This window comes from Telluria sp. Soil_C_11, assembly GCF_057657395.1.
This window is the reverse complement of record NZ_JBDGIN010000006.1, coordinates 200576-213031: the sequence shown is the minus strand read 5'-3', so window position 1 is coordinate 213031 and position 12456 is coordinate 200576. Positions and strand designations below refer to the sequence as shown.

Here is a 12456-nt window from a genome sequence, read left to right as displayed (position 1 = left end):
GTTGCATTTTTGGTCTGCGATGCTCGCTGTACTCTTCGTACAGCTGCGCGTCTCGACCAAAACTGCTGCCGCTCGCGACGGTTTCCTGAGGTTCCTGTGCACTCTGTTACCACTGGCAAGTTTTTTGCTTTCGCAATTCGGCTATACTTCCACCATGAGTGTAACCCATGAAAAAATAATGCTGACAAGTTTTAACGAGACCCAGGCGACGCGCGCACTGGAGCTGGCCCGCCAGACCCTGGACATCGAGGGTGAAGCGATCCGCAAGCTGACCGCACGCCTCGGCCAGGACGACAGCCTGCCGCGCGCCGTGGCGCTGATGATGGCCTGCAAGGGCCGCGTGGTCGTGTCGGGGATCGGCAAATCGGGTCACATCGGCCGCAAGATCGCCGCCACCCTGGCCTCGACCGGCACCCCGGCCCTGTTCCTGCACCCGGCCGAAGCCGCGCACGGCGACCTCGGCATGGTGACCCCGCAGGACGTGCTGGTCGCGATCTCGTATTCCGGCGAAAGCGCCGAGCTGGCGGTCGTCATCCCGGCCGTCAAGCGCATGGGCGTGCCCGTGATCGCCATGACCGGCAAGCCGGGTTCGCGCCTGGCGCAGGTGTCCGATGTGCACCTCGACGTCTCGGTCGAGAAGGAAGCCTGCCCGCTGAACCTGGCCCCGACCGCCTCCACCACCGTGACCCTGGCGCTGGGCGACGCGATCGCCGTGGCGCTGCTGGAGCTGCGCGGCTTCAGGTCGGAAGACTTCGCCCTGTCGCACCCGGGCGGCGCCCTCGGCCGCCGCCTGCTGACCCACGTGCGCGACGTGATGCGCAGCGGCGACGCGGTGCCGAAGGTGGCGCTGGACGCGCCGCTCAGCGACGCCCTGCTGGAAATCTCGCAGAAGGGCATGGGCATGACCGCCATCGTCGACGAGGCCGGCCGCCCGGTCGGCATGTTCACCGACGGCGACCTGCGCCGCATGATCGAGAAGGTCCAGGACTTCAGCAAGGTGGTGATCCGCGACGTCATGCACGCCAATCCGCACCGTATCCATCCGGAGCAGCTGGCGGTCGACGCCGTCGCCGTGATGGAAGAATTCCGCATCAACCAGATGCTGGTGACCGATGCCGACGACGTGCTGGTCGGCGCCCTGCACATCCACGACCTGACCCGCGCCAAGGTGATCTGATGGTGACCCAGCTGGAACATGTACAGCGCGCGGCGCGCGTGAAAGTCATGATCTTCGACGTCGACGGCGTCCTCACCGACGGCAGCCTGACCTACGGCCCGGACGGCGAAGTCACCAAGACCTTCTATGTGCTGGACGGCCTCGGCATCCAGCTGCTGAACCGCACCGGCGTGCAGACCGCCATCATCAGCGCGCGCAATTCGCCGATCGTGGTGAAACGCGCGGCGGACCTCGGGATCACCCACGTGTTCCAGGGCCAGCACGACAAGCGCCTCGCGTTCGCCGAGCTGCTCGAAAAGACCGGCGTGACGGCCGAGCAGTGCGGCTACATCGGCGACGACGTGATCGACCTGCCGCTGTTCACCCGCGTCGGCTTTGCCGTCACGGTGCCGAGCGGGCATCCGGAAGTGCAGTACCGCGCCCACTACGTCACCAAGAACCCGGGCGGACGCGGCGCCGTGCGCGAAGTCTGCGACATGGTGATGCGCGCCCAGGGCACCTACGAACAGGCACTGGCTCCGTATTTTGGATAATCCATCGCAAGCCATGGCGACGACCTCCTACGTCAACAAGCGCACCGCGCACCGCTGGCGCCTGCTGGCCCTGATGCTGGTGGGCGTGTTCTTCGCCTTCGGCAGCTTCTGGCTGCTGCAGGTGATGCGCGGCGACGCGCAGGGGCCGAACGTCAACGTGGGCAACGATCCGGACTACATCATCGACAACTTCAGCTTCGTGCGCATGTCGGAAACCGGCCAGCCGCGCTACGTGATCTCGGGCGAGCGCCTGACCCACCGCCCGGCCGACAACACCTCGGTGATCGACAAGCCGGTCGTGCAGAGCATGAGCACCGACCATCCGCACATGACCATGACGGCCAACACCGCCCACGTCAACCAGGACCAGAACCAGATCGACCTGGCCGGCAACGTCGACATCTCGCGGCCGGGCAGCGCGACCTCGCAGCCGCTGCGCATCCGCACCGAAGCGCTGACCGTGCTGCCGGACGAGGAGATCTCGAAGACCGACAGGCCGATCGAGATGAAGCTCGGGGCCGCCTCCGTGACCGGGGTCGGCATGGTCGCCAACAACGCCACGCAACAGCTGACGCTGGGCGGGCGCGGCCGGATCATCTATCCGCCGCGTGCCGCACGCTGACAGGACAACCTGAAAGGATTCGCATCCAATGAAAAAAATATTCGCTGTCGCCGCGCTCTTGCTGGCAAGCCTGACCGCTACGGCCGAGCGGGCGGATTCCCTCAAGCAGGCCCAGATCGATTTCGACGACGGCCATATCGATGAAGCGACCCAGACCCGTATCCTGACCGGCAACGTGGTGCTGACGCGCGGCACCCTGCTGATCAAGTCGGACAAGGCCGTGCTGAAGGAAACGCCGGAGGGCTACATGCTGCTGACGCTGACGGCCGCGCCGGGCAAGACCGCGAGCTTCCGCCAGAAGCGCGACGGCGGCCCCGACCTGTGGACCGAGGGCCAGGCCCAGCGCATCGAGTACGACGAGCGCACCGAGGTGGTCAAGCTGTTCTCGAACGCCGTGGTCAAGCAGCTCGAAGGCAAGCGCATGACGAGCGAGGTGAACGGTCCCTTCATCTCCTACGACAACCGCACCGAGCAGGCGAACGTGCACAACGACGCCAGCGGCGAGAGCAAGCCGGGCGGCGGACGCAGCACCATCATCATCGCGCCGCGCCGCAGTGCGCCCGCTCAGGCGCCGGCAGCGCAGCCGGCAGGAGCAGCCAAGCAATGATCGATGTCCACGCAGACGCAGACGCAGACGCCGCCGCCCACGCTGGCGGCAGCACCCTGGTCGTCAAGGGACTGCAGAAGAGCTACGGCAAGCGCCTGGTGGTGCGCGACGTCTCGCTGCAGGTCGCCTGCGGCGAGGTGGTCGGCCTGCTCGGTCCGAACGGCGCCGGCAAGACCACCTCGTTCTACATGATCGTCGGCCTGGTGCCGGCCGACGCCGGTTCCATCGTGATCAACGGCACCGACATCACGAGCCTGCCGATCCACCGCCGCGCCATGCTCGGCCTGTCCTACCTGCCGCAGGAAGCCTCGGTGTTCCGCAAGCTGACGGTGGAGGAGAACATCCGCGCCGTGCTGGAACTGCAGCGCGAGAACGGCAAGCCGCTGGGCAAGGCGCGCATCGAGGAACGCCTCGACGAGCTGCTGGCCGAACTGCAGATCGAGAAGCTGCGCGAGAACCCGGCGCTGTCGCTGTCGGGCGGCGAGCGGCGCCGCGTCGAGATCGCGCGCGCGCTGGCGACCGATCCGCGCTTCGTGCTGCTGGACGAGCCGTTCGCCGGCGTGGATCCGATCGCGGTAATCGAGATCCAACGCATCGTGCGCTTCCTGAAGGAGCGCGGCATCGGCGTGCTGATCACCGACCATAACGTACGCGAGACGCTCGGCATCTGCGACCGCGCCTACATCATCAACCAGGGCGCGGTACTGGCATCCGGTCGTCCCGACGATATCATCGCCAACGAATCGGTCCGCCGCGTCTACCTGGGTGAACACTTCCGGATGTAGTCCATGAAACAGACGCTGCAACTCAAGACATCACAGCACCTTGCGCTGACGCCGCAACTCCAGCAGTCGATCCGGCTGCTGCAGCTGTCCACTCTCGAGCTGCACCAGGAGATCGAACAGGTCCTGAGCGACAACCCGCTGCTCGAACGCCTCGACGATCCGCTCGACCGCTCCGTGCGCCTGCTGGCCGACGGCGCGATCAACAATGGCGCGTCGACCTCGACCACGCCCGATGCGCCGCCCGCGTCCGGCCAGGGCGAGGAGGGCGGTGGCGGCGCCGAAGCCGAGGGCAGCCAGGAAGGCAACGACGCCGGCGACAGCGGCGGCGGCGAGCAGGAGATGGACTGGGGCGAACCGGGCCGCTCCGGCAGCGGCGGCGAGGAAGAAGACGGCCGCCCGCAGCTGGAAGCCAGCCCCGTCTCGCTGCGCGAACACCTGATGGAACAGGTGCGCCTGACCTGCATCTCGCCGCGTGACTGCGCACTGGTCGAGATCGTCGTCGACACCCTCGACGACAATGGCTACCTCGAGGAATCGCTGGACGAACTGCACGCGCGCCTGCCGCCCGAACTGGAGATCGAGTTCGAGGAACTGCGCACCGCGCTGGCGCTGGTGCAGAGCATGGACCCGCCCGGCGTGGGCGCGCGCAGCGCCGCCGAATGCCTGGCGCTGCAGATCCGCCGCATGCCCGGCGTGCCGATGGTGACGCGGCGCATGGCGCTGACCATCGTCGAACGCTACCTGACCTGGTTCGCGCAGCGCGAATTCAACAAGCTGAAGAAGGCCCTCGATTGCGACGACGAGGACCTGCGCGAAGCCCAGGCCGTGATCCGCCAGTGCAACCCGCATCCGGGCGCGGCCTTCGCTGCCGACGTCTCCGACTTCGTGGTGCCGGACGTGATCGTGCGCCGCGCGAAGGATGGCTGGAGCGTGCAACTGAATCCGGACGTGATGCCGCGCCTGCGCGTGAACAGCCTGTACGCCGCCCTGATGAAGCAGGGGAAATCGGAGTCGCAGCTGGCCGCGCAGCTGCAGGAAGCGAAGTGGCTCATCAAGAACATGCGCCAGCGTTTCGACACGATCCTGCGTGTCGCCCAGGCTATTGTCGAGCGGCAGCGCAACTTTTTCTCCCATGGCGCGGTTGCCATGCGGCCCCTTGTTTTACGTGAGATAGCTGATACACTAGGTCTACACGAGAGCACAATTTCTCGCGTCACAACTCAGAAATACATGCTGACGCCGCACGGCATGTTTGAGCTGAAGTACTTTTTCGGGAGTCACGTCGCGACCGAGGCAGGGGGAGAGGCCTCCTCGACCGCGATCCGGGCTCTCATCGTACAACTCACAGGAGCAGAAGACCCCAAGAACCCTTTATCCGATAGCAAGATCGCGGAGATGCTGGGGGAACAGGGAATGGTTATCGCACGCCGCACGGTCGCGAAATACCGTGAGGCGCTGAAGATCCCGCCCGTCAGCCTTCGCAAATCCCTGTAGCAAGCTCTTGCAACAACGCTGCCCGAAGCGCGATGTGCGCATGACAGGCGGCGCATCTTCAAAGGAGTGTGTATGAATCTCACTATCAGCGGACATCATCTCGATGTAACCCCAGCAATCCGAGAATACGTACAGAACAAGCTCGAACGCATCACCCGCCATTTCGATCAAGTGATCGACTCCCACGTCATCCTCTGCATAGACAATCTCACCGAGAAAGAAAAACGCCAGAAGGCCGAGATCAACTTGCGCGTTGCCGGGAAGATCGTTCACGTCGCGAGCGCCGCGCATGACCTGTACGCCGCGATCGACATGCTGATGGACCGACTCGACAGGCAAGTCCAGAAGTACAAGCAGATGCTGCAGGATCACAGTAACACTCCGCTGAAACGCATGGCCAACGAAGGGGGAGAAGAAGCTGCCGCCGCAGCGTGACGATTCCGCCGGCACAGCACAGGTAGGCAAAGGGCGCATTGGCGCCCTTTTCGTTTTTTGCGCGCTAGAATGCCGTTTTCCTTTTCAAACAATAAAACATGAGCGAATACGTGCAGACCCGGGTGGCGAACGGCACCGGCAACATTACCCTGGACCGTCCCAAGGCCCTGAACTCGCTGTCGCTGGAGATGGTGCGCGCCCTCACCGAGGCCCTGCTGGCCTGGCGCGACGATGCGGGCGTCGACGCCGTCGTTGTCAAGAGCACCAGCGACAAGGCCCTGTGCGCGGGCGGCGACATCCGCTTTTTCCACCAGGCCGGGCATGCCACGCCCACGGGCGGCAGTGCCTTGCTGGAAGACTTCTTTACCGAAGAATACGCACTGAACCACCTGATCCATTTCTATCCGAAGCCCTACATCTCCTTGATGGATGGCGTCGTGATGGGCGGCGGCATGGGCATCGCCCAGGGCGGCCCGGGCAGCGGCCTGCGCATCGTGACCGAGCGCACGAAGATGGCCATGCCCGAGGTGAACATCGGCCTGTTCCCGGACGTCGGCGGCAGCCACTTCCTGTCGCACGCGCCGGGCGCGCTCGGCATGTACCTGGGCCTGACCGGCCTCACCATCGGCGCCGCCGATGCGCTGTATGTCGGCCTGGCCGATGTGTTCGTCCCCGCCGCGCAACTGCCGGCGCTGCAGGAACTGATCGCCGCGACGCCGGGCGCGCAGCTGCCGGCCGCGATCCGCGCCTTCGCGGCGCCGTTCGCATCGCAGGCAGGGGCCAGCGAACTGCAGGCCCGGCGCGCGCTGGTCGACAGGCATTTCGGTGCATCGTCCGTGCAGGCCGTGATGGCCTCGCTGGAGGGCGACGACCATCCATTCGCGCAGAAGGCCCTGGCGGCCATGCGCCAGCGTTCGCCGCTGATGATGTGCGTGACGCGCGAGATGCTGGTGCGCGGCGCCACGATGGACGTGGCCGGCTGCCTGCGCATGGAACGCTCGCTGGTGCGCCGCAACTTCGAACACGGCGAAGTGCTGGAAGGCGTGCGCGCGCTGGTGATCGACAAGGACAATGCGCCGAAGTGGAATCCGCCGACGCTGGACGCGGTCACGCCGGAGATGGTGGCGCGCTTCTTCGAGCCGGTGTGGCCGGCCCATGCGCACCCGCTGCGACACCTAGTATAACTACGGTAGTGCCCCGCTTTCCGATGACGCAATGCATCATCCCTGCTATCTTTATGGGTTGATGCAATTTGGATAAAGGAAGCGACATGGCAACTGATCACTTCGTCGGTGTCGTCGGCGGCGGCTTGATGGGCGTCGGCATCGCGACCAGGTTCGCGCTCGCCGGCCATGCTACGCTGGTGGTAGAGGCCGATCCCGCCCGCGCCGCCGGCATCCCCCTGCTGGCGGCCGACATCCTGTCCCAGCTGGTTGACGCCGGCCTCATCGACGTGCCGCGGCGCGATGCCGCGCTCGCGCGCCTGCGCGTGGAAGGCGAGCCGGACGAACTGGCCGGCGCCGCCATGGTCATCGAGGCGATTCCCGAAGTGCTGGCGGCCAAGCACGCGCTGTATGCGAAGCTGGAAGCGATCCTGGCGCCGGACGCCATCATCGCCAGCAATACCAGCGGCTTTCCACCGGACGCCCTGTCCGGACACCTGGCGCATCCGGCCCGCTTCCTGGTCGCGCATTTCTGGAACCCGCCGCACCTGATCCCGCTGGTGGAAGTGGTGCCGGGCGCCCGTACCGCCCCGGAGGTGGTCGAGCGCTGCGTCCGCCTGCTGGCCGGCACCGGCGCCGAACCGGTGGTGCTGAAGGCCGCCATTCCGGGCTTCATCGGCAACCGCCTGCAATTCGCGGTGCTGCGCGAAGCGCTGCACATCGTGCGCTCCGGCGCGGCCACGCCGGAGACCGTCGACGCCGTGATGAAAGCCTGCCTCGGGCGGCGCTACAGCATCATGGGTCCCTTCGAAAGCGCCGACCTCGGCGGCCTGCACACCCTGACGGGCATCGGCGCCAACCTGATGCCGGAACTGGCCAAGGACGAGGATGTGCTCGACCTGATGCGCGCCCACGTCGAGAAGGGCGAGCTGGGCGCGAGTACCGGGCAGGGCTTCTATACCTGGGACGAGGACCGGTTCGCTGACCTGAAGGCGCGCCGGTTGCGCCAGCTCTCCGGCAAGTAAGCAGGCAAGTAAGCAGGCAAATAAGCCAGGCAAATGAATTCATCGCCGCCCTGCGCGGCATGACACCGCGATGTCCGTCACCGCTCGACGCGGCGATGGGGCATCAACACATCAAGTAGAACAATGGAGGAGTCTGTTTTGTCGTTTCTGCTAGTACTGCCGCACTGGCCTTCCTGATGGTCGCCGCCTACCGCGGCTATAGCGTCATCCTGTTTGCCCCGATCGCCGCGCTCGGCGCGGTCCTGTTCACCGACCCATCCGCCGTGGCGCCGGTGTTTACCGGCATCTTCATGGAAAAGATGGTCGGCTTCGTCAAGCTCTACTTCCCCGTGTTCATGCTCGGCGCCGTGTTCGGCAAGGTGATCGAGATGTCCGGCTTCTCGAAATCCATCGTGCAGGCCGCGATCCGCTATATCGGCCGCTCGCGCGCGAACGCCGTGATCGTCGCCGTGTGCGCGCTGCTGACCTATGGCGGCGTGTCGCTGTTCGTGGTGGTGTTCGCGGTGTATCCGTTCGCGGCCGAGCTCTACCGCCAAAGCAATATCCCGAAGCGCCTGATGCCGGGTGCGATCGCGCTGGGCGCCTTCTCGTTCACCATGGATTCGCTGCCGGGCACCCCGCAGATCCAGAACATCATCCCGACCACCTTCTTCAAGACCACCGGCTGGGCCGCCCCCGCGCTCGGCACCATCGGTTCGCTGTTCATCATCGTGGTCGGCCTGTCCTACCTGGAGTGGCGCCGCCGCGCCGCGATGGCCAAGGGAGAGGGCTACGGCGCCCACGTCGAGGCGGCTGAAACGGCCGACACGCAAGCGCTGCCGAATCCGCTCATCGCGGTGCTGCCGCTGGTGCTGGTGGGCGTGGCCAACTTCGTGTTCACCCGGATGATCCCGGTCTGGTACGGCGGCGATGCCTACACCGTGCCGACCGAAGTGCTGCCGGGCGTGCACACCCCGGTGACGGCAACCATCAAGACCGTGCTGGCGATTTGGTCGGTGGAAGCCGCGCTGCTGCTCGGCATCCTGCTGGTGATCGCGACCGCGTTCCGCCGCGTCAGCCAGCGATTCGCGGCCGGTTCGAAGGAAGCCGTCGGCGGCGCCCTGCTGGCGGCCATGAACACCGCGTCCGAATACGGTTTCGGCGGCGTGATCGCCGCGCTGCCGGGCTTCATCGTCGTGAGCGACGCCCTGAAAGGGATCCCGAATCCGCTGGTGAATGCCGCGGTCTCGGTCAGCTCGCTGGCCGGCATCACCGGCTCGGCGTCGGGCGGCATGAGCATCGCGCTGGCGGCCATGTCCGACCTGTTCATCAAGGGCGCCGAGGCGGCCCACATCCCGATGGAAGTCCTGCACCGCGTGGTGGCGATGGCCAGCGGCGGCATGGACACCCTGCCGCACAACGGCGCCGTGATCACCCTGCTGGCGGTGACCGGGCTGACGCACCGCGAGTCCTACCGCGAGATCTTTGCGATCACGATCATCAAGACCGTGGCGGTGTTCTTCGTGATCGGGGTGTTTTACGCGACTGGGCTGGTGTAACAGGAAGCAGTGGAGCCCGGTGCCGGTGCCTGGGCTCCCGCTAAATCAGGTCGATTGCCTGCCGCAAGATCCGACAGGTTTGTGGCAGGCCTTGTTGTTCGAGCGTGTCGATGTAATCCCCGGCAGATTTTGGTGGATTTCTCAGCTTGATGCGGCAGGATTTTATGACTTTCAACATGCGAATCTGGTCGAGATCGTATTGTGCTATCAGGAAGTCGTCCGGATGCAATATCTCGATCGAATGTTGGGAAAGGCTTTGTTCCGGAAAATCCTTCAGGTTGAAGGTAACGATCGCATCGGCATGGCCTACGATCGCCGCCGCAAGCACGTGCCTGTCATCCGGATCAGGCAATGCCAAAGTGGGGATCAGGTATTGATAGTTCTCCACCAAGGCATCCTCGACGACCTGGTTCATCAGGGAGCTTGTCTGCAGGAGTTTTTGCTTGTCCAGGTCAGGGCGCTTTGCGATGAGATTGCGGATCCACTCATCGTGTATTTGAGCGGTCCAACGCGCACCGTATATTCCTTCCACGGCTAAGCTCATCAGTAGATCGCGCAGCGGTGCTGGATAGAGCACGCACGCATCGAGAACTGCGGTGTAGCGGTAGTACCCGGCCATCAATAGCCCAAATCAAGTTCCTGTGCCTGGTCGATGAGTTCTTGAAGTGCGTCGTGGGATGCTTTTTTTCGCCGCTCCTTGTATGTGACGACATCCTCGAACCTGATCCGGCGATGCGTGCCAACCTTGTGATACGGGATCTTTCCCTCGTCTAGCATGCGTACCAGATAAGGCCGCGATACGTTCAGGAACATGGCTGCTTCCTGCGTCGAGATATCCATCTCTTTCGGCATGATGGCGACGGCATGTCCTTGAGCAAGCGTACCAAGCATATCCGCGAATAAGCGGAGCACATTAGGTGGCAATTTCAAGACCGGCGAGTCCTCGATCCTCTCGACGCCTTCTTCGAGGATGGCGATATTGACCGCCCGAGAGTGGTCGAGCGCACTGACGATGCAGCGCTGCGCTGCCTTGGCCAGTTCCACATCTTCCTTGTTTTCCAAGCGATCAATTACAGCAGACATGGCTTCCTCTCCAATCTTCAAGCTCACCGTAATCGAATTCTAAGAAATAAACGAAATAAACGCAACGAATCCGGCCAATCGTACGGCTCGGCCACTCTTCACGTTTGCGCAGGCTGGAAGCGGCTTACTGGAGCTTCAGAGGCGGTGAAAATTCAGTGCTGCTCCCGATGCCGCACAACCACCCGTTCGGTATCGCCAAAATAGGCCGCCAGCCGTTCCGCCATGTAGACGGAACGGTGCTGCCCGCCCGTGCAGCCGACCGCCACCGTCAGGTAGCTGCGGTTGTCGGTCTTGAACGAGGGCAGCCATTTCGCCACGAAGGCGCGGATGTCGGCCAGCATCTCGGTGGCCTGGGGCTGGGCGTCGAGGAAGGCGATGACGGGCGCGTCCTTGCCGGTCAGCGGGCGCAGCGTCAGGTCGTAGTAGGGGTTCGGCACCGCGCGCACGTCGAACACGAAGTCGGCGTCCAGCGGCACGCCGTGCTTGAAGGCGAAGGATTCGAAGTACAGGGTCAGCTTCGCATATTCGACCTCGGCCAGTTCCTTGACCCAGGCGCGCAGCTTGTTCGCCGACAGTTCGGAAGTGTCGATCACGTGGCCCAGCTTCTCGATCGGGCCGAGGCGCTCACGCTCCTCGGAAATGCATTCGATCAGCGTGCGGCGCGAAGCCGGGTTCTCGCCCGGGCGCAGCTCGTGCGACAGCGGATGGCTGCGGCGGGTTTCGGAAAAGCGCGCCACCAGCGAGTGGGTGCTGGCGGTCAGGTACATCACCTTCACCTCATGACCCTGCTCGCGCAGCATGCGCACCGTGGCCGGCAGTTCGGCCAGCGATTCGGCGCTGCGGGCATCGACCGCGACGGCGACGCACTTGCTGTCGGGGCCGTCGATCGTGTCCACCAGCGAGGGCAGCAGGGCGGGCGGGAGGTTGTCGACGCAGTAATAGCCTGCGTCTTCGAGGACGTTCAGGGCAACCGATTTGCCGGAGCCCGAGATACCGGTGATGAGGACGATGCGCATATGGTGATGATACCGCATCAATACAAGGTTTGTCCCCGGCCCTCAGTCGCCGCTCATGGCCTGGCGCTGGCGCTCCATGAATTCCTGCAGCGTGTCGATGCCGCGCAGCTGCAGGATGGTGTTGCGCACCGCGGCTTCCAGCAGCACCGCGATGTTGCGGCCGGCCGCGACGGGAATCACCACTTTGCGGATCGGCAGGCCCAGCACGTCCTCGGTCGGGAAGTGGAAGGGCAGTCTCTCGACTTCCTCGTCCAGCGCACCGCGCTTGACCAGGTGGACGATCAGCTTCAGCCGCATCTTGCGGCGCACCGCAGTCTCGCCGAAGATCGCCTTGATGTCGAGCAGGCCGAGGCCGCGCACTTCGAGCAGGTTCTGCAGCAGCGGCGGGCAGCGGCCCTCGATCATGTTCGGCGCGATGCGCGAGAATTCGACCGCGTCGTCGGCCACCAGGCCGTGCGAACGCGAGATCAGTTCCAGGCCCAGCTCGCTTTTTCCCAGGCCGGAATCGCCGGTGATCAGAACGCCCACGCCCAGCACGTCCATGAACACGCCATGCATGATCACGCGCTGCGCCAATTTCTTGGATAAATAGACCCGCAGGAAGTCGATCACCTGGGCCGCCGGCAGCGGCGTCGAGAACAGCGGAATGTTCTGCTCGTCGCAGATGGCGAGGATGTCCGGCGGGGTGTCCAGGCCTTGCGCGATGATCAGTGCCGGCGGGCCGCCCGCGATCATTTCGCCGATCATGTGGCTGCGCGAGCCCGTCTTGAGGCGCTGGTAGTAGTTCAGTTCCTGGTGCCCGAACACCTGGATGCGGCCAGGGTGGATCAGGTTCAGGTGGCCCACCTGGTCGGCGGCCGAGACGGCGTCGCCCGAGATCAGGCGCTCGCCGCCGGGGAAACCCGCGAACCAGCCGAGCTGCAGGCTGTCGCGATTGTCGTCGTACAGCCTCTGGATGGTCAGCGGTGTCTGCAGCAT

Annotated in this window: 13 protein-coding genes and 1 pseudogene; 10 read left to right on the top strand and 4 right to left on the bottom strand. The window is 64.6% G+C overall.

The annotated features are described in order from the left end of the window. Positions 1-154 precede the first annotated feature (154 nt). The 10 genes and pseudogenes from AC3A6M_RS12695 (at position 155) to AC3A6M_RS12650 (ending at position 9379) form a co-directional block, all read left to right on the top strand. Positions 155-1177: a KpsF/GutQ family sugar-phosphate isomerase gene (locus tag AC3A6M_RS12695; protein WP_487853086.1), complete on the top strand. Its 1023-nt coding sequence runs from the start codon at positions 155-157 to the stop codon at positions 1175-1177. Next, positions 1177-1710, top strand: a complete 534-nt coding sequence (locus tag AC3A6M_RS12690) for a KdsC family phosphatase (RefSeq protein WP_487853085.1) — start codon at positions 1177-1179, stop codon at positions 1708-1710. The genes AC3A6M_RS12695 and AC3A6M_RS12690 overlap by 1 nt, the downstream gene beginning before the upstream one ends. Before the next feature lie 13 nt (positions 1711-1723). Continuing rightward, the gene (lptC, locus tag AC3A6M_RS12685; RefSeq protein ID WP_487853084.1) at positions 1724-2332 is read left to right on the top strand and encodes an LPS export ABC transporter periplasmic protein LptC; all 609 of its coding nucleotides are present in this window, start codon (positions 1724-1726) and stop codon (positions 2330-2332) included. Between the two features lie 28 nt (positions 2333-2360). Further along, positions 2361-2939, top strand: coding sequence for a lipopolysaccharide transport periplasmic protein LptA (gene lptA, locus AC3A6M_RS12680; RefSeq protein ID WP_487853083.1), 579 nt, complete (start codon positions 2361-2363; stop codon positions 2937-2939). Then, positions 2936-3724, top strand: a complete 789-nt coding sequence (gene lptB / locus AC3A6M_RS12675; protein WP_487853082.1) for an LPS export ABC transporter ATP-binding protein — start codon at positions 2936-2938, stop codon at positions 3722-3724. Before lptA ends, lptB begins: the two co-directional genes overlap by 4 nt. Positions 3725-3727: 3 nt before the next feature. After that, positions 3728-5218 carry an RNA polymerase factor sigma-54 gene (locus AC3A6M_RS12670; RefSeq protein ID WP_487853081.1) on the top strand — a complete coding sequence of 497 codons (1491 nt, stop codon included), beginning with the start codon at positions 3728-3730 and terminating at the stop codon, positions 5216-5218. Positions 5219-5290: 72 nt separating this feature from the next. Next, positions 5291-5653: a ribosome hibernation-promoting factor, HPF/YfiA family gene (gene hpf / locus AC3A6M_RS12665; RefSeq protein WP_487853080.1), complete on the top strand. Its 363-nt coding sequence runs from the start codon at positions 5291-5293 to the stop codon at positions 5651-5653. A 98-nt stretch (positions 5654-5751) separates the two neighbouring features. Further along, entirely contained in the window at positions 5752-6837 is a 1086-nt protein-coding gene (locus AC3A6M_RS12660) for an enoyl-CoA hydratase/isomerase family protein (protein ID WP_487853079.1), read from the top strand. Between the two features lie 86 nt (positions 6838-6923). Then, a complete protein-coding gene (locus AC3A6M_RS12655; RefSeq protein WP_487853078.1) occupies positions 6924-7841 on the top strand; it encodes a 3-hydroxyacyl-CoA dehydrogenase family protein in 918 nt (305 codons plus the stop codon). 138 nt (positions 7842-7979) lie between these two features. After that, positions 7980-9379 (top strand): annotated as a pseudogene (locus AC3A6M_RS12650) (GntP family permease). A 40-nt stretch (positions 9380-9419) separates the two neighbouring features. Here the strand turns inward: AC3A6M_RS12650 and AC3A6M_RS12645 are convergent. The 4 genes from AC3A6M_RS12645 to hprK form a co-directional block, all read right to left on the bottom strand. Further along, the gene (locus AC3A6M_RS12645; protein ID WP_487853077.1) at positions 9420-9998 is read right to left on the bottom strand and encodes a PIN domain-containing protein; all 579 of its coding nucleotides are present in this window, start codon (positions 9996-9998) and stop codon (positions 9420-9422) included. Then, entirely contained in the window at positions 9998-10462 is a 465-nt protein-coding gene (locus tag AC3A6M_RS12640; protein ID WP_487853076.1) for a helix-turn-helix domain-containing protein, read from the bottom strand. Before AC3A6M_RS12640 ends, AC3A6M_RS12645 begins: the two co-directional genes overlap by 1 nt. Before the next feature lie 152 nt (positions 10463-10614). Beyond that, positions 10615-11478 carry an RNase adapter RapZ gene (gene rapZ, locus AC3A6M_RS12635; protein ID WP_487853075.1) on the bottom strand — a complete coding sequence of 288 codons (864 nt, stop codon included), beginning with the start codon at positions 11476-11478 and terminating at the stop codon, positions 10615-10617. Between the two features lie 42 nt (positions 11479-11520). Then, positions 11521-12456: an HPr(Ser) kinase/phosphatase gene (hprK, locus tag AC3A6M_RS12630; protein WP_230024320.1), complete on the bottom strand. Its 936-nt coding sequence runs from the start codon at positions 12454-12456 to the stop codon at positions 11521-11523.